The organism is Williamsia phyllosphaerae, from assembly GCF_014635305.1.
In the GTDB taxonomy this organism is placed as follows: Bacteria; Actinomycetota; Actinomycetes; order Mycobacteriales; family Mycobacteriaceae; genus Williamsia_A; species Williamsia_A phyllosphaerae.
The window spans coordinates 2,525,341-2,549,550 of record NZ_BMCS01000001.1 but is presented as its reverse complement, the minus strand read 5'-3'; the positions used below and the strand labels follow the sequence as shown (position 1 = coordinate 2,549,550).

General features: G+C 67.2%; 23 protein-coding genes. 6 read left to right on the top strand and 17 right to left on the bottom strand.

Annotated elements, in window-relative coordinates; translation table 11 throughout:
- The 5 genes from IEV93_RS11900 to IEV93_RS11880 form a co-directional block, all read right to left on the bottom strand.
- Nucleotides 1-1,659, bottom strand: a complete 1,659-nt coding sequence (locus tag IEV93_RS11900) for an HNH endonuclease signature motif containing protein (RefSeq protein ID WP_229705058.1) — start codon at nucleotides 1,657-1,659, stop codon at nucleotides 1-3.
- A 365-nt stretch (nucleotides 1,660-2,024) separates the two neighbouring features.
- The gene (locus IEV93_RS11895; protein WP_188489884.1) at nucleotides 2,025-2,894 is read right to left on the bottom strand and encodes a class I SAM-dependent methyltransferase; all 870 of its coding nucleotides are present in this window, start codon (nucleotides 2,892-2,894) and stop codon (nucleotides 2,025-2,027) included.
- An 11-nt stretch (nucleotides 2,895-2,905) separates the two neighbouring features.
- On the bottom strand, nucleotides 2,906-4,117 hold the full coding sequence (locus IEV93_RS11890) for a THUMP-like domain-containing protein (RefSeq protein WP_188489882.1): 1,212 nt from the start codon (nucleotides 4,115-4,117) through the stop codon (nucleotides 2,906-2,908).
- Between the two features lie 33 nt (nucleotides 4,118-4,150).
- The gene (locus IEV93_RS11885) at nucleotides 4,151-5,113 is read right to left on the bottom strand and encodes a class I SAM-dependent methyltransferase (RefSeq protein ID WP_188489880.1); all 963 of its coding nucleotides are present in this window, start codon (nucleotides 5,111-5,113) and stop codon (nucleotides 4,151-4,153) included.
- A gap of 8 nt (nucleotides 5,114-5,121) precedes the next feature.
- Nucleotides 5,122-5,910, bottom strand: a complete 789-nt coding sequence (locus tag IEV93_RS11880; protein WP_188489878.1) for an enoyl-CoA hydratase/isomerase family protein — start codon at nucleotides 5,908-5,910, stop codon at nucleotides 5,122-5,124.
- 120 nt (nucleotides 5,911-6,030) lie between these two features.
- On the opposite strand from IEV93_RS11880, the gene IEV93_RS11875 reads away from it, so the two are divergent.
- Genes IEV93_RS11875 through IEV93_RS11865 form a run of 3 tightly spaced genes read left to right on the top strand, consistent with a single transcriptional unit; the run spans nucleotide 6,031 to nucleotide 9,992 of the window.
- On the top strand, nucleotides 6,031-6,936 hold the full coding sequence (locus IEV93_RS11875) for an alpha/beta hydrolase (RefSeq protein WP_229705057.1): 906 nt from the start codon (nucleotides 6,031-6,033) through the stop codon (nucleotides 6,934-6,936).
- A gap of 9 nt (nucleotides 6,937-6,945) precedes the next feature.
- A complete protein-coding gene (gene ligD / locus IEV93_RS11870) occupies nucleotides 6,946-7,926 on the top strand; it encodes a non-homologous end-joining DNA ligase (RefSeq protein WP_188489874.1) in 981 nt (326 codons plus the stop codon).
- Nucleotides 7,923-9,992, top strand: coding sequence for a M13 family metallopeptidase (locus IEV93_RS11865; protein WP_229705056.1), 2,070 nt, complete (start codon nucleotides 7,923-7,925; stop codon nucleotides 9,990-9,992). Before ligD ends, IEV93_RS11865 begins: the two co-directional genes overlap by 4 nt.
- Nucleotides 9,993-10,008: 16 nt before the next feature.
- Here IEV93_RS11865 and IEV93_RS11860 read toward each other — a convergent pair whose 3' ends face one another.
- From IEV93_RS11860 to ctaD, 6 genes are all read right to left on the bottom strand, one after another.
- On the bottom strand, nucleotides 10,009-10,833 hold the full coding sequence (locus tag IEV93_RS11860; protein WP_188489872.1) for an NUDIX hydrolase: 825 nt from the start codon (nucleotides 10,831-10,833) through the stop codon (nucleotides 10,009-10,011).
- Nucleotides 10,830-11,693 carry an ABC transporter ATP-binding protein gene (locus tag IEV93_RS11855; protein ID WP_188489870.1) on the bottom strand — a complete coding sequence of 288 codons (864 nt, stop codon included), beginning with the start codon at nucleotides 11,691-11,693 and terminating at the stop codon, nucleotides 10,830-10,832. Before IEV93_RS11855 ends, IEV93_RS11860 begins: the two co-directional genes overlap by 4 nt.
- Before the next feature lie 65 nt (nucleotides 11,694-11,758).
- Nucleotides 11,759-12,202 carry a cupin domain-containing protein gene (locus tag IEV93_RS11850; RefSeq protein WP_188489868.1) on the bottom strand — a complete coding sequence of 148 codons (444 nt, stop codon included), beginning with the start codon at nucleotides 12,200-12,202 and terminating at the stop codon, nucleotides 11,759-11,761.
- On the bottom strand, nucleotides 12,199-13,005 hold the full coding sequence (locus tag IEV93_RS11845; RefSeq protein WP_229705055.1) for an aminoacyl-tRNA hydrolase: 807 nt from the start codon (nucleotides 13,003-13,005) through the stop codon (nucleotides 12,199-12,201). Before IEV93_RS11845 ends, IEV93_RS11850 begins: the two co-directional genes overlap by 4 nt.
- 2 nt (nucleotides 13,006-13,007) lie before the next feature.
- The gene (gene serB / locus IEV93_RS11840; RefSeq protein ID WP_229705054.1) at nucleotides 13,008-14,264 is read right to left on the bottom strand and encodes a phosphoserine phosphatase SerB; all 1,257 of its coding nucleotides are present in this window, start codon (nucleotides 14,262-14,264) and stop codon (nucleotides 13,008-13,010) included.
- Nucleotide 14,265: 1 nt separating this feature from the next.
- Nucleotides 14,266-16,032: an aa3-type cytochrome oxidase subunit I gene (gene ctaD / locus IEV93_RS11835; protein ID WP_188489866.1), complete on the bottom strand. Its 1,767-nt coding sequence runs from the start codon at nucleotides 16,030-16,032 to the stop codon at nucleotides 14,266-14,268.
- 244 nt (nucleotides 16,033-16,276) lie between these two features.
- On the opposite strand from ctaD, the gene IEV93_RS11830 reads away from it, so the two are divergent.
- Both IEV93_RS11830 and IEV93_RS11825 read left to right on the top strand, forming a co-directional pair.
- Complete coding sequence (locus IEV93_RS11830; RefSeq protein ID WP_188489864.1) at nucleotides 16,277-17,269, top strand: ABC transporter substrate-binding protein; 993 nt, start codon at nucleotides 16,277-16,279, stop codon at nucleotides 17,267-17,269.
- Between the two features lie 89 nt (nucleotides 17,270-17,358).
- Entirely contained in the window at nucleotides 17,359-17,850 is a 492-nt protein-coding gene (locus tag IEV93_RS11825; protein ID WP_188489862.1) for a beta-class carbonic anhydrase, read from the top strand.
- Nucleotides 17,851-17,944: 94 nt separating this feature from the next.
- On the opposite strand, the gene IEV93_RS11820 is transcribed toward IEV93_RS11825, so the two are convergent.
- Nucleotides 17,945-18,244 (bottom strand): cytoplasmic protein, encoded by a 300-nt coding sequence (locus IEV93_RS11820; protein ID WP_229705052.1) that lies wholly within the window; start codon nucleotides 18,242-18,244, stop codon nucleotides 17,945-17,947.
- 211 nt (nucleotides 18,245-18,455) lie between these two features.
- Nucleotides 18,456-18,896 carry a MarR family winged helix-turn-helix transcriptional regulator gene (locus IEV93_RS11815; protein ID WP_188489858.1) on the bottom strand — a complete coding sequence of 147 codons (441 nt, stop codon included), beginning with the start codon at nucleotides 18,894-18,896 and terminating at the stop codon, nucleotides 18,456-18,458.
- 60 nt (nucleotides 18,897-18,956) lie between these two features.
- Here IEV93_RS11815 and IEV93_RS11810 point away from each other — a divergent pair, with 60 nt between their 5' ends.
- Nucleotides 18,957-19,697 carry an SDR family oxidoreductase gene (locus IEV93_RS11810; RefSeq protein ID WP_188489856.1) on the top strand — a complete coding sequence of 247 codons (741 nt, stop codon included), beginning with the start codon at nucleotides 18,957-18,959 and terminating at the stop codon, nucleotides 19,695-19,697.
- An 86-nt stretch (nucleotides 19,698-19,783) separates the two neighbouring features.
- Here the strand turns inward: IEV93_RS11810 and nrdF are convergent, their stop codons facing one another.
- From nrdF to nrdH, 4 genes are all read right to left on the bottom strand, one after another.
- A complete protein-coding gene (gene nrdF / locus IEV93_RS11805; RefSeq protein WP_188489853.1) occupies nucleotides 19,784-20,788 on the bottom strand; it encodes a class 1b ribonucleoside-diphosphate reductase subunit beta in 1,005 nt (334 codons plus the stop codon).
- Nucleotides 20,789-20,840: 52 nt separating this feature from the next.
- Complete coding sequence (gene nrdE, locus IEV93_RS11800; RefSeq protein ID WP_188489851.1) at nucleotides 20,841-23,042, bottom strand: class 1b ribonucleoside-diphosphate reductase subunit alpha; 2,202 nt, start codon at nucleotides 23,040-23,042, stop codon at nucleotides 20,841-20,843.
- Between the two features lie 115 nt (nucleotides 23,043-23,157).
- Nucleotides 23,158-23,679 (bottom strand): class Ib ribonucleoside-diphosphate reductase assembly flavoprotein NrdI, encoded by a 522-nt coding sequence (nrdI, locus tag IEV93_RS11795; RefSeq protein WP_188489850.1) that lies wholly within the window; start codon nucleotides 23,677-23,679, stop codon nucleotides 23,158-23,160.
- A gap of 34 nt (nucleotides 23,680-23,713) precedes the next feature.
- Nucleotides 23,714-23,947, bottom strand: a complete 234-nt coding sequence (nrdH, locus tag IEV93_RS11790; RefSeq protein ID WP_188489847.1) for a glutaredoxin-like protein NrdH — start codon at nucleotides 23,945-23,947, stop codon at nucleotides 23,714-23,716.
- Between the last annotated feature and the right edge of the window lie 263 nt (nucleotides 23,948-24,210).

The following is a 24,210-nucleotide window of genomic DNA, read 5'->3' as shown; positions in this document are numbered from 1 at the left end:
TCATTCACGCCGACCCAGGGGCGCATAGACCGCCGGACGTCGTGGCCAGTTGATGTCGGGGGTGCCGGCGGGTCGCGGTATTCGTTTCACGAGCTGATACGCAATGTGATGTTCGATGCCCGCCGGCGGTGGTCGTTGCGGCGCGACCGGTTTCGACCAGGGGTCCTGGCCAGGTGTCGTGACGGGCGGGGTGTCAGGTTCACCCCAGGGGGCGTCGGGTGCGATGTCGGCCGTGGCCGGTTCCGTGTTCAAAGTGGCCTCACCGGTGTCGGCCCATGGGTCATCGTCACCGTGTCGGTCGAGGAGTTCGCGGATGTGGTGTCGGTGGTTGGCGTGGATTTCCTCGGGTGGGTCGGTGTTGCGGCGCCAGCCGTAGCGTCCGCGGTCGGGGCCGGTGGTGATTTTATCGGTGGTCCATTGGTCGGGGTTGGGTCCGACGGCCCGGTTGTGCGGTCCGCATGCGGGGGCGAGGTGGTTGACGTCGGTGGTGCCGCCGTCGGCCCAGTCCTTGTCTGCGTGGTGGATTTCGCAGTGCGCGAACGGGGTGGGGCAGTCCGCTGCCCCACAGCCGCCGTACTTCGCGAACAGGACGAATCGTTGGGCTTGGGAGGCGAGGCGGTGGGCGCGGCCGAGGAACAGTGGTTCGGCGGTGTGGTCGTCGAACACCGCCAAATGCATCTGCGCGCGGGCCGCCAGCGTCAGCACGTCGGTGATGGGGAGGTCGGTGCCGGTCGCAGTGTTCGCGACCCCGGCGCGGTCGCGGAGCTCACTCTCGGTAATCGAGATGATGATGTGCGGGGGTAGTCCGCGATGCGACGCACCGAGCAGGCCGCCGTCGGCTGCGCACTGCAGCAACGCCTTCAGCGCGTCATGGTTACGTTGCGCCACCGACCGCGAATCGCGGCCGGCAGCCTCGCGTAGCAGGTCGGGGTCGATGTCGGCGGTATCGCCGCGCGGAGACTGATCGTCGTCGGGGTTGTTCATCCCGGGCGCGGCCCACGCCGCGAGCACCACCTCGAACAGCGCCCGCGTCGTCGGATCCAACGTCCCGGAGAGCTTCGACATCAGCTGCGCGTCCTGGGCGCTGAGGGACAGTCTCCGGTTGCGGGCGCGGTCACGGTCGTCGGTCAGGGTGCCATCGGGGTCGAGGTAGGCCAGGATCCGGACCCCGAGCTGGGTGATCTCCCGCGGCGTCAACCGGCGGCCTTCGGTGGCCAACGCGGATTCGGCTTTCGCTGTCTCGTCGGGGTCGACCGCGGCCGGGACTTTCGCCAATACGTCGAGGATGGCATCGACATGCTCGGCACCCAGGTGCCCGTCGGCGAGGCCGGCTGCGGTGTTCGGGGCCCGGGGTGGGAGCAGTTCCCCGGTCATCGCATGCATGGCTTCGAGGTGTTGCACGGCACGTAACCGTCTGCGGGGGCGGGTGATCCGTAACCGGGTCGAGCAGAAATCGATCAGGCTCTTCGACCCCGACACCCGGAAAGCCTCCCGATCAGACACGTCGAGGATCCGTCGGTTGCCGATCGATTCCATCCGCCGCACCACCCGCTCATGACGCTCGGCCAACTCCGCGACCACCGCATCGCTACATGCATCCGACGAGCCGGCCGCGATTTCGTCCAGGAGCTGTTCGAGCGCAGCGTAATTCGCCTCCAACACAGACACGGTATCGGTGTCAGACGTCTCGGCGATGGTCACGAAGCACTCCTCCCCAGGCGCGGCTACACCTCGAGACTACCACAACTACTCGAACACGTGTTCGAAGAATCGAAGTCTTCCCGCGTTCTGGGGATGGTGAAAAGCCGCTGACGGTGCGGAAAGCACTCATCGAGTGTGCGTCGTATTGCAGCATGTCTCGCCTATCGCTGCCAGCACACTCGATGGTGCTTTCCACACAGTCAGCACGTGCAGCGCGCTTTCCACACAGTCAGCACGTGGGGCGCTTTCCACACAGTCAGCACGTGGGCGCTTTCCACACAGTCAGCACTGGGGCGCTTTCCACACAGTCAGCGCGTGGGCGCTCAGCGCGTCCGGACTGCACTGACGATTCGGCTCGCGCGCAGTGCTTGCGGGTCGTCGATCCGCATATCCGTTGTGCCATCGGTGTATTCGTCGACCACCTCGGCGGCCGACCGGTCGTCGATCTCCCCGAAGCCGAGGCCGGCCAGCTTCACCCTGAGATCGGTCGGTGTGAAATAGCTGAGCCAGGGCTCCCCGGCCGCGGCGAGACGATCCGCGCGCTCTCGAAGCCGCGACACGTCCTCGTCACCGGTCGGCGGTTGGAGATAGTCGAACACGACCTCGGCCGGCCGGGCCTGACCGGCGATGTAGTCGAGCGTCGCATCGACTGCGTCCGAGGTCAGGTAGTACACCACGCCGAGCCACACGAAGACCGTCGGATCGGACCTGCTCATCCCCGCCGACTCCAATTCGTCTGCCAGGAGGTCTGTCTCGAAGTCGACCGGCACGAAGGTCACCGGCTCGGGGACGTCGACGCCGGCCTCGGTGAGACGGCGACGCTTCCACGCCTGGGTCGCGGGATGATCCACTTCGAACACCCGCAGGCCCGCGCGCGGATTCCGGAGCGAGAACGTGTCCATACCCGCACCGAGCACGACGACCTGGCGCACACCCCGCTCCCAGGCCGCCGCGACGCGGTCCTCGGCGAAACGCGCGCGGGCGGCGAAGAACAGTCGCCGTGGCCACTGCATGGCCCCGACCACAGACTTCTCGACGGCTGACTCGCTCATCGTGGACAGTTCCTCGGGACCGACTCCGAGGATGCGCGCCGCGTACGGGTCGGTCAGTATTCGCGGGCGATCGACCATCTGGTGGTACGCACGGGCGTACGCGGTAGCGAGCGCCGTCCGACTGGGTCCCGAGTCGTCCATGCCTCGCGAATCTACGCCCTGATGCCGGCGGACCCGGCGCGAACCCCTGCCTCACAGATGAACGCGACACCGCGTCTGCCGATGCGGGTGATGACGACCGCCAACGACTGCGAGCCACGCAATTTCAGACGGCTGCGCAGCTTGTCGGGATCCACCTCGACACCGCGGACCATGATCTCGAGGACGCCACAGTCCAGTTCGGTCAGACGACGTCTGAGATGTTTCTCGGCGAAGCCGGACCATTCGAGAACCCGCCACCCCCGGTCCCCCGCGGGCACGTGATGACCGGTCAGGTAGGCGATCTGGCCGTCGAGTTGCCACAGATCGTGACGCTTCGCGTAGTGCCGGACGAGCCCGGCGCGCACCACCGCGCCGTCCGGATCGACGATCCAGGTCCCGGGATCCCCGGGCGCAATGTCGTCACCGTCGGCATCGGTGATCTCGAATCCGGTTCCGTCGGTGCGTATCACCGTCGCCCGCCGCCGCTCCTCGAACTCCCGGCCGGTCCACAGGCACGCCTCTCGGACACCGCCGTCGAACGAGGTGATCTGGACCTCGCCGTTGTAACCGTACCGATCACGCAGCAGCTGATAGTCCAGTCCCGGAGCACTCTTCACCAGCAGCGGCCGTCCGGCGTAGGTGGTCAACAGGTCGAACAGTGACGGCTGCAACTGGTCGAGCCGGAAGGTCCGCGACCCGCCGGCGGTACGACGCGCCGGATCGGCGATCACGACATCGGCGGTGCTGGTGGGCGTCAACGCATCCGCGGCGAGCAGGGTCGCGGAGGGGACGTTGTGCGCAGCCATGGCCAGTCGCACCCGATCGATGTCGCTGCCCAGGATCGGGCCGATCCCCGGTTGGGCGGCGAGCTCGGCGAGTTCGGCACCGACAGAACACGTCACGTCATGGACCACCGCACCGGGGAACCTCGCTGCGAGGTCGGCGGCGCGGTGAGCGGCGACCGTCCGGGTGGTCGCCTGTTGGACGGCGGTGTCGGTGAGCAGGAGCCGATCGGCGTCGCGCAGTTTGCCCGCCGCCTTGCGGCGCGAGCGCACCGTGTCCACCAGCGCGGCCTCGTGCCCCGGATACCGGGACCGCAGCACGGCGAGGTCGGAGATCAACGTATCCGGACGCAGCTCCAGCGATTCCGCCGTCAGCAGCGCCTCCTGGCCGAATCGGGTCCGGAGATGGGCGACGTCGTCGAGGGTGAATTCGTAGCCCATCTCAATCGGCCCGAATCACGGAGTGGATCCGCGTCAGGGCTTGAGCCCGGTGATGACCACGTTGTAGAAGAACTTCGGCGGGACGATCTTGCGGAGCACGTTCTCGTCGAGCCAGGTGAGTCGCTTCCATCCGCCGAACGCGAAACGCGCCCAGCCCCATCCGAGCTTCTCCGGCGGGACCGCGGCCTCGAAGGTGCGGACCGGCCAGCCGAGCATCGCCGCCGCGAATTCCTCGGTGGTCGTGGAGACCCCGACACTGCCGGCGCGGGTCGCGATCGCCTCGAGTTCTGCGGGATCGAAGGTGTGGATGTCGACGACGGCCTCGAGTGCCGCGGCGCGTGAGGACTCGTCGAGTTCGGCCTGCGGACGCCGCCACGACGACAGGGCGCCGAGCTTGGTCACATTGGTGGTCAGCGCCCAGGTGGCCCGGCTCAGCCAGCGCGCGTAGAAGTCACCGATGGTCGACGGTTCGCCGGCGAAGATGAAGCGTCCGCCGGGCTTGAGCACGCGGAGAACCTCCGACAACGCCTGCTCGACGTCGGGGATGTGGTGCAGGACCGCGTGTCCGACCACCAGATCGAAGGTGTCGTCCTCGTACGGGATGGTCTCCGCGTCGGCGACGCGGCCGTCGACGTCGAGCCCGAGGTTCTTGCCGTTGCGCAATGCGACCTTGACCATGCCCGGCGACAAATCGGTCACCGAGCCACGCTCGGCGACCCCCGACTGCATCAGGTTCAGCAGGAAGAAGCCGGTGCCACAACCGAGTTCGAGTGCGCGCCCGTAGGGCAGCGACTCCGTCGCACCCGCGGCGTCGAATCGCCCGCGGGCATAGTCGATGCACCGCTCGTCGTACGAGATCGACCATTTGTCGTCGTAGGTCTCGGCTTCCCAGTCGTGGTAGAGCACCTGGGCGAGTTTGGTGTCCTGCAGCGCGGCCTGGACCTCGGCCTCGGTGGCGTGCGGGTTGGGAGCGGGATCGATCGGAGATGCGGTCATGGGTCAGCTCACTTCCCGGTGAATTCGGCCTTGCCGGGCCCGTTTTCGACGAACGAGCGCATGCCGATCGCGCGGTCGTCGGTGGCGAACAGCGATGCGAACACGTGCGCCTCGATCTTCAGTCCGGTGTCGAGATCGGTGTCGAGACCCTCGTCGATGGCGGCCTTCGCCGCGGCCAGGGCGACACTCGCGCCCTTCGCGAACTGCGACGCCCACGTCATCGCCGCGTTGTAGACCTCGTCGGGCGCGACGACCTCGTCGACCAACCCGATCTGCAGCGCCTCGGCGGCGCCGACGAACCGTCCGGTGAACACCATGTCCTTGGCCCGCGACGGACCGATCAGGCGCGCGAGCCGCTGCGTGCCGCCGCCACCGGGGATCACACCGAGCAGGATCTCCGGCACACCGAGCTTGGCGTTGTCACCGGCGATACGACGATCGGCGCCGAGCGCGACCTCGAGGCCACCACCGAGCGCGTACCCGGTGATCGCCGCGACGGTCGGCTTGGGGATGGCCGCGATAGCGCCGAGCCCGGACTGCAGCCGCCCGGCGACCTTGCTCATCTCGGCGAACGTCATGTCGTTCATCTCTTTGATGTCGGCACCCGCGGCCAACACCTTGGGTCCGCCGTAGACGACGACGGCCTTGATGGAGTCGTCCTCGGTGGCCGCGAGAGCAGCTTCGGCCAGCTCGGTCTGCACCTGGCGGTTCAGCGCGTTCATCGGCGGCCGGTTCAGCAGGATGGTCCCCACCCCGGGGAACTCGTCGCTGGTCTCCAAGGTCACGAATTCAGGCATGTGGGCAGGCTACCGGGTGTGCGAGCCATCCCACACCGTCGGGGCGCACCGCTGGTGGGAGCCCCGGACGATGCCACGAACCGTCCTCGGACCCGACTGCCGTCGGAATAGTCTCTGATGGTGCCGACCACCGACGTTCACCCGGACCTGCGTCGTATCCACCGCGTGCTGCCCACCAACCCGATCAGTGCGCGGACGGTGCCGCTCTTCCGTGCGGCGACGACGCTGCTCGCCCTGCGCGCGGCCAAGGGCGTCGAGACCGTCGCGGTGTCGGCGGACGCCTCGGTCCGCGTCCACCGCCCGCCGACAGCGGGGGCACCGGCGCGCAACTCCCCCGGCGCCGCGCTGCTGTGGATCCACGGGGGCGGGTACGTCCTCGGCCGCGCCGTGCAGGACGACCTCATCTGCGCACGGTTCGCCCGGGAGCTCGGCATCACCGTCGCCGCGGTCGACTACCGCCTCGCCCCGGAGCACCCCTTCCCCGCGCCCCTCGACGACTGCCTGGCCGCCCTGTCCTGGTTGGCCGCGCAACCGTCGGTCGACGCGAGCGCCATCGCCGTCGGCGGGGCCAGCGCCGGGGGCGGTCTCGCCGCCGCGCTGGTCCAGCGGGTTCACGACCTCGGCCAGATCCGGCCGGCGTTCCAGCTGCTCGTCTACCCGATGCTCGACGACCGGACGACCTCGCCCGACGAGTCGGCCGTCCGCAACCACCGGGTGTGGAGCGGTCGAAGCAACGTCTACGGCTGGTCGTCCTACCTCGCCGACGCCGACCGGGCCGCCGCCGTGCCCGCCCGCCGGACCGATCTCACCGGTCTGCCCCCGGCGTGGATCGGCGTCGGCGGCAACGACCTCTTCCACGACGAGGACCTCGCCTACGCTCAGCGACTCCGTGACGCCGGCGTCGACTGCGAGACGACCGTCATCCCGGGTGCCTTCCACGGGTTCGACGCGCTCGTCCCCCGGGCCGCGGTGTCCCGGGAGTTCTTCGCCGCCCAGTGCGCCGCGCTCCGGGCCGCATTCCCTTAGGGTCGATAAATGGCATCGGAATCCGCCGGCTCACCGGTCGAGCTGTCGGTCGGCGATCGCACGGTCCGGGTGTCCAGTCCAGACCGCGTGTACTTCCCGACCCGCGGCGAGACCAAGCTCGACCTCGTCAACTACTACCTCTCCGTGGGTGACGGCATCGTCCGAGCCCTCCGCGACCGCCCCTGCATGCTGCACCGATACCCCAAGGGCATGGCAGGTCCGAAGGTCCATCAGAAACGCATCCCCAGCGGCGCACCGGACTGGCTGGAGACCGTCGAGATCTACTTCCCGCGCTACGGCCGGACCGCCGACGAGGTCTGCGTGACCGAGCTGGGCAGCGTCATCTGGGCGGTGCAGATGTCGACCGTGGAGTTCCATCCGTGGAACTCCCGGCGGTTCGACACCGAGAAGCCCGACGAGTGGCGCATCGACCTCGATCCGATGCCGGACTGTCCGTTCGACAAGGTCCGGCGCACCGCGCACATCGCGCACGAGGTGCTCGACGAACTCGGCATCCGCGGCTACCCGAAGACCTCCGGCGGGTCGGGTCTGCACATCTACGTCCGCATCGAACCGGAGTGGTCGTTCACCGATGTCCGACGGGCCGCGCTGGCGTTCGCACGCGAGGTCGAACGCCGCAACCCCGACGAGATCACGACCACCTGGTGGCGCAAGGACCGCGACCCCACGGCCGTGTTCGTCGACTACAACCAGAACACCCGCGACCACACGATCGCGAGCGCGTACTCGGTCCGTGGCAACGCCGACGCCACCGTCTCGACCCCGATCGAGTGGTCCGAGATCGACGACGTGGACCCGCGGGAGTTCACCATCGCGACCGTCCCGGATCGCTTCGCTCGCCTCGGCGATCTGCACGCCGACATCGACGACACGGCTTTCCGTCTCGACACCCTCCTCGAGTGGGCCGATCGCGACGGGCTCGACACCGACACATCCACCGACGACACGACCGGAGACGACACCCAGTGACCCCTCAGCGCAGCGCCCGACCCGACGAACAGACCGGTCTGATCGGTCGCCGTACGTTCCTCGCCTCCCTCGGGGCGCTGGCCACCATCGGTGTCGCGGCCGCGTGCGGCGACAGTTCGACCCCTGCGAAGAAGGTGACGCCGGACCTGTCCGGGCTCGACGCGGCCGTCACGCCGCAGAACGATCTGTTCCGCCACGTCAACGGGAGTTGGCTGCGCAGCTATCAGATCCCCGCCGACAAGGCGAGCTTCTCGACGTTCGACGAACTCAACGACGAGGCCCAGAAACACCTCAAGGCCATCATCGAGGGCATCGATTCCTCCGAGACGGGCGAGGACGCCAAGATCCGCGATCTCTACGCGAGCTACCTCGACGCCGCCACGATCGAGAAGGCCGGACTGGCGCCGGTGACGCCGATCCTCACCGCGATCACCCAGGCTCCCACCAAGGACGAGCTGACCCGCGGACTGGCCGAGTTGTCGACTGCGGGCAGCACCGGCATCGTCGACTTCTACGTCGCGCCGGACCAGCAGAACGCCACCCGCTACGTGGCCAACGTCGTTCAATCCGGGATCGGCCTGCCCGACGAGTCGTACTACCGCGAGGACAGCTACGCCGAGATCCGCACCAAGTACGTCGCGTTCCTCGCCACCCTCGCCCGCCTCGGTGGTCTCGCCGACCCCGAGGGTGTCGCGAACCGGGTGATGGCCATCGAGACCGCCGTCGCGAAGGGGCACCTCACCACCGTCGAGAGCCGCGACGCGAAGGCCACCTACAACCCGCGCTCCTGGGCCCAGTTCGCCGCCGAGTCCCCGGGGATGAACTGGGAGGCATGGCGATCGGGTATCGGGGCCTCGACCGAGCAGCTCGCCCGGGTGGTGGTGACCGGGCCGAAGGCCAACGCCGCCGCGGCGAAGGTCTGGGCCGACACCCCCATCGACGATCTCCGCGATTACATGCGCATCTCGGTGCTGCGCTCCTATTCGCAGTACCTACCGAAGGCGTTCGCCGACGCACGCTTCGACTTCTTCTCCAAGACCCTCAACGGTGTCGAGGCGCAACCCGAGCGCTGGAAGCGCGGCGTCGCGCTCGTCGACACCCTGCTCGGTGAGGCCCTGGGCAAGAAGTATGTCGCCGAACACTTCTCGGGTGAGGCGAAGACCCAGGCGCGGACGCTGGTCGGCAACCTGCTCGAGGCCTACCGCCGTAGCTTCACCACCATCGACTTCTTCAGCGACGCCACCCGCAAGGAGGCGTTCGACAAACTCGGCAAGATCAACGTCAAGATCGGCTACCCCGACAAGTGGCGGGACTACTCGGGCGTCGACATCGTGCGCGACGACGTGATCGCGAACTACCGCTCGGGATACCAATTCGAGTCCAAGCGCCAGGTCGCGAAGCTCGGGACGGCGGTGAACAAGGACGACTGGCAGATGACGCCTCAGACCGTCAACGCCTACTACGACCCGACGTTCAACGAGATCGTCTTCCCGGCAGCGATCCTGCAGTCACCGTTCTTCGATCCGAACGCCGAGATCCAGGTGAACTACGGCGGGATCGGCGCGGTCATCGGACACGAGATCGGCCACGGTTTCGACGACCAGGGCTCGCAGTACGACGGCAACGGCAACCTCCGCGACTGGTGGACCCCGGCCGACCGGGCCGCGTTCACCAAGAAGTCCGATGCGCTCATCGCCCAGTACAACTCGCTGGTACCCGAGGGGCTCAAGCCTGATCAGCACGTCGACGGGGCGCTCACGGTCGGCGAGAACCTCGCCGACCTCGGTGGGTTGTCGATCGCGTTGTCGGCGGCGAAGATCGCGGCCGAGAAGGACGGCACCGAGAACCTCGACCTGACCGACCTGTTCCTGTCGTGGGCCCGGATCTGGCGGAGCAAGGACCGACCGGCGGCCCTGGCCGAGCAGTTGGCCACCGACCCCCACTCGCCCGGCGAGTTCCGCTGCAATCAGGTGGTGCGCAACCTGCCCGACTTCTACTCGACCTTCCGGGTGGCCACCACCGACAAGTTGTATCTGCCGGAGTCGCAACGGGTTCGGATCTGGTAGCCGACACCCGCGAGCATCACTCGCGGTTGTAGCGGTCCACCCCGTCGAACTCGATGCGCACGCTCGTGCCGTCGGAGACGATGGTGGGGCAGATCATCGTGATCTCGCGGGGTGCGGCCAATGCCTCGGCGACGGTGTCGAACCGCCGGAGTTCCTGCAGCTGCGCCCATGTCGGCGGCAGCAGGAACACCCGTCCCGCCTCCCACTCGGCAAGGATGTCGTCCACCCGGTGCCAGGTCGCCGACGCGGCCTCGGTGGTGCGATCGTCGGCCTCCTGCCCGCCCGGTAGCGCGGCGAGGAAGAAACGTGTGTCGTACCGGCGGCGCTCGCCCAGCGGCGTGATCCAGTGCGCCAGAGGCACGATGAGGTCGGAGCGCAGCACCAGGTCGTTCTCGCGCAGGAAGCCGGCCAACGAGATCGTCTTGTCCACGAGCTGCGCACGCGCCGGGTGATACGGCGTCGCGTCGTCCAGCACGGTGTCGGGCGTCCGGCCCGCGAGCAGAACCCCGCATTCCTCGAACGTCTCCCGGACCGCAGCGCACACCAGCGCCTGGGCGGTGGCCTCGTCGGCGCCGAAGCGGTCGGCCCACCAGTCGGGGTGCGGACCGGTCCACGCGACGTCGGCCTCGGCGTCGCGTGCGTCGACCCCGCCGCCGGGGAACACCGTCATGCCGCCGGCGAAGGCCATCTCCTGCACCCGCTGGATGAGGAACACCTCGATCCCGCCCGCCGCCGAGTCGGTGTCGGCGACATCGCGGATCACCACGACCGTCGCGGCGTCACGCACCGGCACGGACTCGGGATCATCGACCGGGACGAAGCCGGGTTTCGGGCCGGTCATGCCCGTGCTCGTCGGTGGCCGCCCGCGCGACGGGCCCGGCGGGCGAAATACCGGCCGTCGAGGCGGTCCAGCGAGATGTTCTGGCTGAACGCGGCGGTCAGGTTCTCCGCGGTCAACACGTCCTCGAGCAGACCCTGCGCGACCACGCCACCCTCCTTGAGCAGCAACGCGTGGGTGAATCCCTCGGGGATCTCCTCGACGTGATGGGTGATCAGCACCGTCGCCGGCGCATCGGGGTCGGCGGCGAGCACTCCGAGTCGGGCCACGAGTTCCTCGCGTCCGCCGAGGTCGAGTCCGGCGGCCGGTTCGTCGAGCAGCAGCAGTTCGGGATCGGTCATGAGGGCCCGGGAGATCAGCACGCGTTTGCGCTCGCCCTCCGACAGCGTGCCGAACCGACGATCGGCGAGGTGCTCGGCGCCCATGGACTCGAGGGTCTCCACCGCCTGCGCGCGGTCGACCTCCTCGTAGTCCTCACGCCAGCGACCCAGCACCGAGTAGCTCGCGGAGATCACGAGATCGGTGACGAGCTCGTGGTCGGGGATCCGCTCGGCCAACATCGACGACGTCACGCCGATCCGGGTGGACAGGTCCCGGATGTCGGTGTGGCCGAGGCGCTCACCGAGCAGGACCGCGGTGCCCGAACTCGGGTGGGTCTCGGCGGCCGCCATCCGCATCAGCGAGGTCTTGCCCGCACCGTTGGGGCCGATGACGACCCAGCGCTCGTCGAGCTCCACCTGCCACGTGATCGGTCCGACGAGGGTCGAACCGTCACGGACCAGGGTCACGTCGGCGAAGTCGATCAGCAGATCGGGGTCCGGGGTGGGTACGTCCGTCGTTGAGTTGCTGTCACTGTCGGGCACTCCCCCATCGTGCCGCACGACGGGGTCGCGGCGGTGGTCCGACTCTCCCCGCGCGCCCGGGCGTCTCAGACGAGGCGGAAGTCGGCGAAGTCGAAGCCGGGTACGACGATGCAGCTGACCAACGACGGCGCGTTGTCGAGTGAACGCGCCCGCTGCCACTCGTGGCCGGGTACGACGTGCTGCGGCCGTTGCGCGCCGGTGATGTCGGGGCCGAGTACGACGGCCGTCTCCGCACCGGGCGCATCGTCGGTGCCGCCGAGGATCAGCTCGACCGGCGCGCCCCGGTGGTGCAACCAGATCTCCGCACCGCGCACGGTGTGCCACGCCGATTCCGCCCCCGCGGGCAGCAGGAACAGGATCGCGGTCCCGGCCGCGCGTTCGCCCGGGTAGTCCTCGGGGAGCGCGCTCGTCGGGAGGGTGATGTCGCTGCGCCAGGTCTCGGTGAACCATCCGCCCTCGGGATGCGGTTGCAGATTCAGGCCCTGCGCCCAGTCGGGCAGTTCACTCATGCGTCCGAGCCTAGGGTGCGCTCGGCGATCACCGTGACCGAGCCCGGCGCCACCTCGGTGAAGCCGGCGTCGCGCACCGCTGCCACGGAATCGGGTTCGCGGCGCAGCAGATCCGACCATCGCGCCACGGTCGCCACGGCGACTCGCAGTGGGCACCCGTCGCGCCACCACCGCTGCGCGTCGGCGGTGTCGAACAGTCCGGCCGCGAGCATCGACGCGTGACCGACCTGCGCGGCCAGCTTGCCGACGGTCATGTCCAGGGTCGGGTTGATCCACAGGATCAGCTCGTCGGTCGACATCGGAACGGCTCCGAGATCACCGTCGACGTCGGTACCGCCGATCTGCAGCCGTGCGATGCGCTTGTCGAGGTCGCCGACCGGTCCGGGCACGATCGCCCGCGCCTGGGCATCCCCGGTGTCGACGGTGAGTCCCGGGACCTCCTGGGCAGCGGACCAGTGTGCACCGCGGGCGCGGCGGCTGATCTTGCGGATCCGGGCGTCGCACCAGGTCGCGACACCGTCGTGCCAGGGGCCGGGGGTGGATTGGTCCGCGTCGGGGCCCGCGATGTCGCGGTCTGCGGTGCCGGGGTCGGTCTCGTCAGGGACGGCGGCGTCGGCGCGCTCGTCGAGGCAGAGCAGCACGGCGGCGCGGGCGGCGGCCTCGAGCAGGGCCCGGCGCGGCGGTGGATCGTTCTTCTCGATGTGCAGGACCACGGGCATCGCCAACACCTGTGAGGGATCGGCGGGGTCCGCACCGCCGCCGACGTAGTCGGTCAGCAGCCGGTGGCGGTCGGCGAAGGTCACCGTTACGGCAGCGGGACGCGACGCGAGGTGCCGTCGACCGCGTCGGCCGCCTCGATCTCGTCTCGGGTGACACCGAGGATGAACAGCACGGCGTCGAGGAACGGGTGCGACAGTGCTGCGTCGGCGACCTCCTGCAGCGCGGGCTTGGCGTTGAACGCGATGCCCAGTCCGGCCGCGGTGAGCATGTCGATGTCGTTCGCTCCGTCACCGACTGCGACGGTCTGCTCCATCGGCACCCCGACCTGGTCGGCGAAGGCGCGCAGGGCGACCGCCTTGCCCGGCCGGTCGATGATCTCGCCGATCACGCGACCGGTGAGCTTGTTGTCGTCGTCGATCTCGAGGGTGTTGGCCCGCACGAAGTCGAGTTCGAGTTCGTGAGCGAGACCGTCGATGACCTGCCGGAAGCCACCGGAGACCAGGCCGCAGTGGTAGCCGAGACGATGCAGCGTGCGGATCGTGGTGCGTGCCCCGGGCGTCAGTTCCAGGGAACCGGCCACCTCGTCGAGGATGGAGGCGTCGAGTCCGGCGAGCGCCTTCACGCGCTCGTGCAGGGACTCCGCGAAGTCCAACTCTCCGCGCATCGCCGCCTCGGTCACCGCGGCGACCTCGGCTTCCTTGCCCGCCCTGGCCGCGAGCATCTCGATGACCTCGCCCTGGATCAGGGTCGAGTCGACATCGAACACGACCAGTCGTTTGGCCCGGCGCGCCAGACCTCCGCGTTCGACGGCGACGTCGATGCCGTGGCGCTTGGCGACCTTGGCCAGACCCTTGCGGAGCGCGACATCGGCGCGGAGGTTGTCCTTGTCGACGCTGACCATCAACTCGAGCCCGGTCACCGGGTAGTCGGCGATCCCGCGGATCGAGTTGATGTTGCCGCGCTGGCCGGCGAGCTCGGTGGCCAGCGCGCTGAACGCCCTGGCGGTCACCGGGTTGCCGAGGATGACCACGACGTGGGTCGAGACCGTCCGCACGCCGGGGTCGGCACCGACCTCGACGCTGACGACCATGTCGATCGAGCTCATCGCCTGCTCGACCGTCTCCTGCAACGACTCCGGGTCGGATGCGCAGTTGACCAGGACGCCGAGCGTCAGACGGCCGCGGATGACCACCTGTTCGACGTCGAGCAGGATGACGCCGTGACGGGAGAGGGCACCGAGCAGTACCGACGTCACGCCCGGGCGGTCGGGCCCCGTGACGGTGATCAGCACCGCGATCGATGACCCTGCGTCGGCGGCTCCCGGCGCGGGCTCAGGGCTCACGTCAGTTGGGATCGGCTTCTGTCGACGACTCGTGCGTGCCGACGGTCACCGGATCTCGCTTGGCCTCTTCCATGTGCTTGCTCGCCTGGCCGACGTGCGCCTCGGCGTGCATCCGCTCGATCATGTGCGGATAGTGCAGCTCGAACGCGGGCCGCTCGGAACGGATCCGGGGCAGCTCGGTGAAGTTGTGGCGCGGCGGCGGGCAGCTGGTGGCCCACTCGAGCGAGTTGCCGAAGCCCCACGGGTCGTCCACGGTCACGACCTCGCCGTAGCGGTAGCTACGGAAGACGTTCCACAGGAACGGCAGCGTCGACAGACCCAGGATGAACGCACCGACCGTCGAGAAGATGTTCAACGTGGTGAACCCGTCCGACGGCAGGTAGTCGGCGTAGCGGCGCGGCATGCCCTCGTTGCCCAGCCAGTGCTGGACGAGGAAGGTCGCGTGGAAACCGATGAAGGTCAGCCAGAAGTGGATCTTGCCCAGCTTCTCGTCCATCATGCGGCCGGTCATCTTCGGGAACCAGAAGTAGATGCCCGCGTAGGTGGCGAACACGATGGTGCCGAAGAGGACGTAGTGGAAGTGCGCCACGACGAAGTAGCTGTCGGACAGGTGGAAGTCCAGGGGCGGGCTGGCGAGCAGCACACCGGTCAGACCACCGAAGAGGAAGGTCACGAGGAAGCCGACCGAGAAGAGCATCGGTGTCTCGAAGGTCAGATGCCCCTTCCACATCGTGCCTATCCAGTTGAAGAATTTCACTCCGGTGGGCACCGCGATGATGAACGTCATGAAGGCGAAGAACGGTAGGAGCACCGCGCCGGTGGCGTACATGTGGTGCGCCCAGACGGCCACCGACAGCGCCGCGATGGCCAGCGTCGCGTAGATCAGCGTCGAGTAACCGAAGATCGGCTTGCGGGAGAACACCGGGAAGATCTCCGAGACGATGCCGAAGAACGGCAGCGCGATGATGTAGACCTCCGGGTGACCGAAGAACCAGAACAGATGCTGCCAGAGGATCACACCACCGTTGGCCGGGTCGTAGAGATGGGCGCCGAATTGTCGGTCGACCTCGAGACCCATCAGCGCGGCGGTCAGCAGCGGGAACGCGAGCAGGATCAGAACGCTGGTCACCAGGATGTTCCAGGTGAAGATCGGCATGCGGAACATCGTCATACCGGGCGCACGGAGGCAGACCACGGTGGTGACCATGTTGACCGCACCGAGGATGGTGCCGAGACCACCCACGGCCAGGCCCATGATCCACAGGTCGGCGCCGGCGCCGGGCGAATGGATCGCGTCGGTCAGCGGGGTGTACGCGGTCCAACCGAAGTCGGCGGCACCACCGGGGGTGACGAAGCCGCTGATGACGATCAGTCCGCCGAAGAGGAACAGCCAGTAGCTGAAGGCGTTGAGACGCGGGAACGCGACGTCGGGTGCGCCGATCTGCAGCGGGAGCACCACGTTCGCGAAGCCGATGACGATCGGGGTCGCGTACAGCAGCAGCATCACGGTGCCGTGCATCGTGAACAGCTGGTTGTACTGCTCCGTCGACAGGAACTGCATGCCCGGAACGGCCAACTCACCACGCATCAGCAGCGCCATGAGGCCACCGATCAGGAAGAAGCCGAAACACGTGACCAAGTACATGATGCCGAGCACCTTGTGGTCGGTCGTCGTGATCATCTTGTAGATGAACGAGCCCTTTGGCCCGGTACGGGCCGGGTAGGCCCGAGCCGGAACCACCTGGGTGGGCTGGTCGAGGGCGGTCACAGATCCTCCTGCCTGCGTGGCCATACGGCCACCACAACGAACATCGCTACTGCTGATCGTAAACCCTTGCACCCCTGTGAGCCGAGTGGGTCCTACGTTCTGTCGTACTCGCCGCTCGACCGGCGGCACGACGGCTCGTCGATCGCCACTCACGCCACGACACGCGTCGCAGATCAGCGGTGTCGTCGGTGCTAGCGTGATCCACGATATCCGCGTGCACAGCGCCCTGATCACGATCGGAAGAATGCAGGTGAACGGTATTTTCCAGCGTCGACGAACCGTCGTGTCCGTTGTCGCGGTGATCACGGCGACCGCCCTGGCCGTGGCGGGATGCGGCGGGTCGTCGATCCCCGGTGGCGAGGGCACGATAGTGACCACCACGACACGGATCGCGGGCGCCGATCTGGTGACACCGGAACGTGCCTTCGACGCCTCGTGTGGGACCGAGTCCACAGTGGATCCGGGCAAGCCGGACATCGCCCGGATCGCCGTGACCGACCCCGCCCTTCTCGACGCCGTCTGCGCACTCGGACTGCAGGCCCGGGTCGTCGCGATCGCCACGGAGAAGTCCGCGATCCCCCGCTACCTGGGACCTGCCGTCACCTCGCGTCCCACCATCGGGTCCAGCCCCTCGGCCGACGCCGCCCGGGCCGCACGGGCGGACGTCGTGATCGGTTACGACGCGTCGTCGGCCGCACCGTTCGGCGGACGCGCGCTGACCATCGACCGCACCGAGTCGTGGCAGGACCAGTTCGCGGCCGTCGCCGACGGACTCGGACGCAGCGAGGAGGGCAAGACGCGGCTCGACGCCTTCGCTGCACAGGCCAAACGCGCGGGTGCCCGTCTCGACGCCTCCCACACACAGGTCGGGCTGGTCCGCTTCGGCGCCGACAGCGAGACCATCGAGGGCACGAACTCGTACGCGGGCACCATCCTCTCGGCGATGGGCGCGCAGCGGCCGGCCAGTCAGCGGCAGGCCGGTGCGGTCGCGGTGACCGACGACAACTTCACCGACGCCGACGCCGACCTCATCTACGTCAGCTTCACCGACACCGCCGCCGCGGAGAAGCACGGCACGTCGGTGATGAAGAGCGATCAGTGGCTCGACATGGGTGCCCCGGGGTGGGGTCGCGTGCTCGTCGTCACCGACGACATCTGGTACGGCGGCAAGGGCCTGGCCGCCGCGCCCATCGTGATGGATGACGTGATCCGGTCGTTGAACCGCAGCTCGCAGTAGACACTGCACTTCATCGCCGATTGCGGAAGGTAAAACCCGTGGTGAACCGAACGGTTCCCAGGTAGACATGCGCAGATCAGCATGTACGCATGACTGTGACCGACGACCTGTTGACCAACAATGCCGAGTACGCCGCCTCGTTCTCCGGCCCGCTCCCCCTGCCCCCGAGCAAGCACGTCGCCGTCGTCGCATGCATGGACGCCCGCCTCAACGTGTACGGAATCCTCGGCCTGAACGACGGTGAGGCGCACGTCATCCGCAACGCGGGCGGCGTCATCACCGACGACGAGATCCGTTCGCTCGCGATCAGCCAACGCCTGCTCGGCACCACCGAGATCATCCTGATCCATCACACCGACTGCGGGATGCTCACCTTCACCGACGACGACTTCAAGCGCGGCATCCAGGACGAGATCGGCCAGAAGCCGAACTGGTCGGCCGAGTCCTTCCCCGACCTCGACGAGGACGTCAAGCAGTCCCTCGCCCGCATCGAGAACAGCCCGTTCGTCACCAAGACCACGTCGCTGCGCGGCTTCGTCTTCGACGTCGCCACCGGCAAGCTCAACGAGGTCACCGCGTAGTTCGAGGTCATTCGCGGCAGCTGTTCCCAGACGCGGCAGCTACACGTGCCGCGTCTGCGAGCAACTGCCGCGCGTGCGCGGGTACAGACTGCGTCTATGTGACGCTCGGTCCGAGGCGGGTCTCCTGAGCCGCCTGCGGCGCAGCTTCTTTGAGCTCGACGAAGATCGTGTGCGTGTCGGTGTCCCCGGTGTTCTCGCCCCAGTGGCGCTGTTCGTCGAGCCATCGAACCTCGCCCGCTCCCAGCGTGACGTCGACACTGCGGTCGACGACCGAGATCCGCCGGTCGAAGCTGCTGAGCGTGATCATCACACTGTCCGGGTGATGGTGCTCGACCGATATGTCGCCCGGGCCGTCCCGGTACTCGAGCACCCTGACGCGGTCGTTCTCGAACACGGTTCGATAGTGCGTCGGATTACACACCACCGGGTCATCGGAATCCATGTCGGCCCCGCCGTCTGGGATCATCGCAGGCCGGTTGCCTCGATCGGACAACCGTACGCCCAGCGACCTGCACAATCGTCGGCCTGCGCGACATACGCGGCAGCTGTTTACAGACGCGGCAGCTACAGGTGCCGCATCTGCGGACAGCTGCCGCGGATCTGCCTCAGTCCTCCAGCAATACTGCGAACGCTGACGCCAGGGCCGATCGCTGACCTTCCGTCAGCTTTTCGGTGAGATTGGCTCGGATCGACTCGGCGTGCGCGGGCCGGGCCGGCCGCAGCGCACGCTCGCCGGCGTCGGTGATCCGCACCGTGACCACGGACGAGTCCTCGGCGGCGCGGGTCACGAGGCCCCGCTTCTCCATCCGGGTGATCTGGTGCGACAACCGACTCTTGTTCCATCGCATCGACGTGGCCAGCTCCCCCTGGCGTAGGGCGCCGTCGCCGAGATCGACAAGACGCGTGAGCACACCGAACTCCGCTCCGGTCAGCTCCGACGCCGCGAGGATGTCGCGCTCGACCGCCGCGTTCACCTTCTCCCCGACGAGCTTGAACTGATGCCACAGTGCGAGTTCCGTCGGCGTGAGGCGAGCGCTGGATGTCATGGGACAACCGTATCGACCTCAGTGTTGTCATGACAACCAATCGGGCCTAAGGTGGTTGTCATGACAACCCACACACCTGCCGCAGCCATTGTCACCGGAGGATCACGCTCGATCGGCCGCGCCATCGCGCAACGACTCGCCCGCGCCGGGCACCCCGTCCTGGTGAACTACGCCCACGGGGCATCCGACGCCGAGGAGACGGTGCGATCGATCGTCGACGCAGGTGGTAGGGCGATCGCCGTACAGGGCGACGTCGCGTCAGCGACCGACGTCGAGGGGCTGTTCGCAACCGCGCGTGCGGAATTCGGCGAGGTCGGGATCCTGGTCAACAACGCCGGCGTCAGCGTCCTGGGCGAGCTGTCCGAACTCGACGATGACGCCTATGACCGCGTCTTCGACGTGAGCGCGCGCGGAACCTACAACGGGTTGCGGGCGGCAGCCCGGCATCTCGCCGACGGCGGGCGGATCGTCAACCTCTCGAGCACCGCGATCGCGGTCACCACACCGCGGATGGGCGTCTACCTGGCGGCGAAGGCGGCGGTCGAGACGTTCACGCGGGTGGCGGCGAAGGAGCTGGCACCGCGCGGGATCACCGTCAACGCGGTCGCACCAGGCCTGATCCGGTCGGAGATGTTCGCCGACGGCAAGACCCCCGAGCAGCTCGCCGCGATCGAGAAGGCCTCCCCCGTAGGCCGACTCGGCGAGATGAGCGAGATCGCCGACGCCGTCGCCCTGCTCACGTCATCGGGCGCGAGTTGGATCAGCGGGCAGATCGTCCGCGTCAACGGCGGCGTGGCCTGATCGAGCCGCATCCGCTCCGGTTACGACGAAACGCTCCGGTTGCAACCGGAGCGTTTCGTCGAAAGTGGAGCGTTTGTCGCTGAGACCTAGAAATCCCAGTCGTCGTCTTCGGTGTTGACGGCCTTGCCGATGACGTACGAGCTGCCCGACCCGGAGAAGAAGTCGTGGTTCTCGTCGGCGTTCGGCGACAGCGCCGAGAGGATCGCCGGGTTCACGTCGGTCTCGTCGCGCGGGAACATCGCCTCGTAGCCCAGATTCATCAGGGCCTTGTTCGCGTTGTAGCGCAGGAACTTCTTGACGTCCTCGGTGAGACCGACCTCGTCGTAGAGGGTCTCGGTGTAGTCGGTCTCGTTGTCGTACAGCTCGAAGAGCAGCTCGAAGGTGTAGTCCTTGAGCTCCTGGCGGCGCTCGGGGGTGCACACCTCCAGCGCGCGCTGGTACTTGTATCCGATGTAGTACCCGTGCACGGCCTCGTCACGGATGATCAGACGGATGAGATCGGCTGTGTTGGTGAGCTTTGCGCGGCTCGACCAGTACATCGGCAGGTAGAAGCCCGAGTAGAACAGGAACGACTCCAGCAGCGTCGAGGCGACCTTGCGCTTGAGCGGGTCGTCGCCACGGTAGTAGTCCATCACGATGTTGGCCTTGCGCTGGACGTTGACGTTCTCCTCCGACCAGCGGAACGCCTCGTCGATGTCCTTGGTGGAGCACAGCGTCGAGAAGATCGAGCTGTAGGACTTGGCGTGCACCGACTCCATGAACGCGATGTTGGTGAGCACCGCCTCCTCGTGCGGGGTCGCCGCGTCCGGGATCAGCGAGACCGCGCCGACCGTGCCCTGGATGGTGTCGAGCAGCGTCAGGCCGGTGAAGACCCGCATGGTGAGCTGCTTCTCGAGATCGGTGAGCGTGCCCCACGACGGGATGTCGTTGGACACCGGCACCTTCTCGGGCAGCCAGAAGTTACCGGTCAGGCGATCCCAGACCTCGGCGTCCTTCTCGTCGGGAACACGGTTCCAGTTGATGGCCGAGACCCGGCTGACCAACTTGATCGGTGCGCCATCGGCAGGCGAATGGCTCTGGGTGGACGTCATCGTGCGCTCCTGCAGGTCGATTCGAAGATGGAAGTGCTGGCGGGGCAAGCGGTCACAACATGCACGAGACGCAACCCTCGACCTCGGTGCCTTCCAGCGCGAGCTGGCGCAGGCGGATGTAGTACAGCGTCTTGATTCCCTTGCGCCATGCGTAGATCTGCGCCTTGTTGACGTCGCGCGTGCTGGCGGTGTCCTTGAAGAACAGGGTCAGGCTCAGACCCTGGTCGACGTGCTGCGTCGCCGCGGCGTAGGTGTCGATGATCTTCTCGTAGCCGATCTCGTACGCGTCCTGGTAGTAGTCCAGGTTGTCGTTGGTCATGTACGGCGCCGGGTAGTACACGCGGCCGATCTTGCCTTCCTTGCGGATCTCGACCTTCGCGGCCACCGGATGGATCGAGCTGGTGGAGTGGTTGATGTAGCTGATCGATCCGGTCGGCGGCACCGCCTGCAGGTTCTGGTTGTAGATGCCGTGCTCGCGCACCGATGCGCGGAGCTGACGCCAGTCGTCCTGGGTCGGGATGTGCACACCGGCCTCGGAGAACAGTTCGGCGACACGCGCGGTGGCCGGCTCCCAGGCGTGGTCGGTGTACTTGTCGAAGAACTCACCGCTGGCGTACTTCGACTTCTCGAACCCACCGAACGACTGACCGCGCTCCTTGGCGATGAGGTTCGACGCACGCAGAGCGTGGAACAGCACGGTGTAGAAGTAGATGTTCGTGAAGTCGATCCCCTCCTCGCTGCCGTAGTAGACGCGCTCACGGGCGAGGTAGCCGTGCAGGTTCATCTGGCCGAGGCCGATCGCGTGAGAGCTGTTGTTGCCCTCCTGGATCGACGGCACCGAGGTGATCGCGGTCTGATCGCTCACGGCGGTGAGGCCACGGATCGAGGTCTCGATGGTCTGCCCGAAGTCCGGTGAGTCCATCGTCTTGGCGATGTTCAGCGACCCCAGGTTGCACGAGATGTCCTTGCCCACGGTGGAGTAGGACAGGTCGTCGTTGAACGTCGACGCGGTCGACACCTGCAGGATCTCCGAGCACAGGTTCGAGTGGGTGATCTTGCCGTCGATCGGGTTGGCGCGGTTCACCGTGTCCTCGAACATGATGTACGGGTAGCCCGACTCGAACTGCAGCTCGGCGAGGGTCTGGAAGAACTCGCGCGCCTTGATCTTGGTCTTGCGGATCCGACGGTCCTCGACCATCTCGTGGTACTTGTCGCTGACGTTGATGTCGGCGAACGGCACCCCGTAGACGCGCTCGACGTCGTACGGGCTGAACAGGTACATGTCGTCGTTGCGCTTGGCCAGCTCGAAGGTGATGTCCGGGATCACGACGCCCAGCGACAGGGTCTTGATGCGGATCTTCTCGTCGGCGTTCTCGCGCTTGGTGTCGAGGAAGCGGTAGATGTCGGGGTGATGCGCGTGCAGGTACACCGCGCCGGCCCCCTGGCGGGCACCGAGCTGATTGGCGTAGCTGAACGAGTCCTCGAGCAGCTTCATGATCGGGATGACACCCGAGGACTGGTTCTCGATCTTCTTGATCGGCGCGCCGTGCTCACGGATGTTGCTGAGCAACAACGCGACTCCACCACCGCGCTTGGACAGCTGCAGTGCCGAGTTGATCGAGCGACCGATGGACTCCATGTTGTCCTCGATGCGCAGCAGGAAGCACGAGACCGGCTCGCCTCGCTGCTTCTTGCCCGAGTTGAGGAACGTGGGGGTGGCCGGCTGGAACCGACCGGAGATGATCTCGTCGACGAGGTTGCGCGCGAGTTCGGGGTCGCCGTCGGCGAGCGTCATCGCGACCATGCAGACACGGTCCTCGAAGCGCTCGAGGTAGCGCTTCCCGTCGAACGTCTTGAGCGTGTAGGAGGTGTAGTACTTGAACGCCCCAAGGAAGGTGGGGAACCGGAACTTCTTCTTGTACGCGTAGCCGAACAGGTCCTTGACGAACTCACGGTCGTAACGCTCGAGGACCTCGGGCTCGTAGTAGTTCTCCTCCACGAGGTAGTCGAGCTTCTCGTCGAGATCGTGGAAGAAGACGGTGTTCTGGTTGACGTGCTGCAGGAAGTACTGGTTCGCCGCCTCCCGATCCTTCTCGAACTGGATCTTCCCGTCGGCGTCGTACAGGTTCAGCATCGCGTTGAGCGAGTGGTAGTCCATCTCCGCGGGCTCGTGCCCGGCCGGACCGGCGTGCACCCCCGACGTGCTCGCCGAGGCGTCGGTCGCGTCTTTGACGGGGGTAACGGTTGGCGACACTGGAGCTCCTGTGGGTGGTGGGTCGGATACGGGGATGACTGGGACAACTGCGTTGACCATGAGGCTGGGTGGCGGGACGGACTCACCGACCACGCCGAGGTGGGGAGACCGCGGTTCAGGCGGGGACGGTCCGGGCGATCGCGGTGTCGGTGTCGAACTCGCGGAGACCGTCGCGGACGCGGTCCACGTCCTCTGCGGTGCCCATCAGTTCGAATCGGTAGAGGTACGGGACCCGGCACTTGGCCGAGATGATGTCTCCGACGTGGCAGAACTCCTCGCCGAAGTTCGTGTTCCCCGCTGCGATGACTGCGCGGATCCGCGAACGGTTGTGCTCGTTGTTCAAGAACTTGACCACCTGCTTGGGGACGAATCCCCCGGTGGCCCGTACCGGTCCGTCACCGGCCTCCGACGGCTTGCCGCCGCCGTAGGTCGGACAGATCAGGACGTAGGGCTCGTCGACGGTGAACGAGCTGACCCGCTCCGCCCGGTCGAGGACCGGGATCCGGACGGACCGGAGGCCGAGCTTCTCGACGAAGCGGTGGGTGTTCTCCGAGACGCTGGAGAAGTAGACGATCAGCGGCGCGTCGGCGGAACCGGCGGCCGGGTGATCGGGGATGGAGCGATCCGGGGTCGACATGGTGGACCTCCAGACGGGAAAACGGACGAGCGGGTCAGGCAGCTGCGACGGCGAGCGCCTTGATGCGGTCCGGACGGAAACCGGACCAGTGGTCCTCACCGACGACCACGACGGGCGCCTGCAGGTAACCGAGCGCCATCACGTAGTCGCGCGCCTCGTCGTCCTGGCTGATGTCGACGATGTCGTAGTCGAGACCCTGCTTGTCGAGGGCCTTGTAGGTGGCGTTGCACTGCACGCAGGCCGGCTTGGTGTAGACGGTGATGCTCATGGGAACTCCTCGATACTCACGATGTGCGGGGTGCTGACGGACTCGCACATCGCGCGGCCTGTCGGTCTGCCAAACACTACACCTAGTGTCTGACATCCGTAAGCAACACAAGGGGTTGCGAATAACATTCATGGAAGTCGCAGGTCGCAGGGGTGCGCCCGGGCGTGGCGGATTTCCCTTGGCGTGTCGCACGTCACACGGACGCCGATGGCGGCACCACATGTCGTGATGCCGCCATCGGGTCGTTCCATGAGTACACCCGG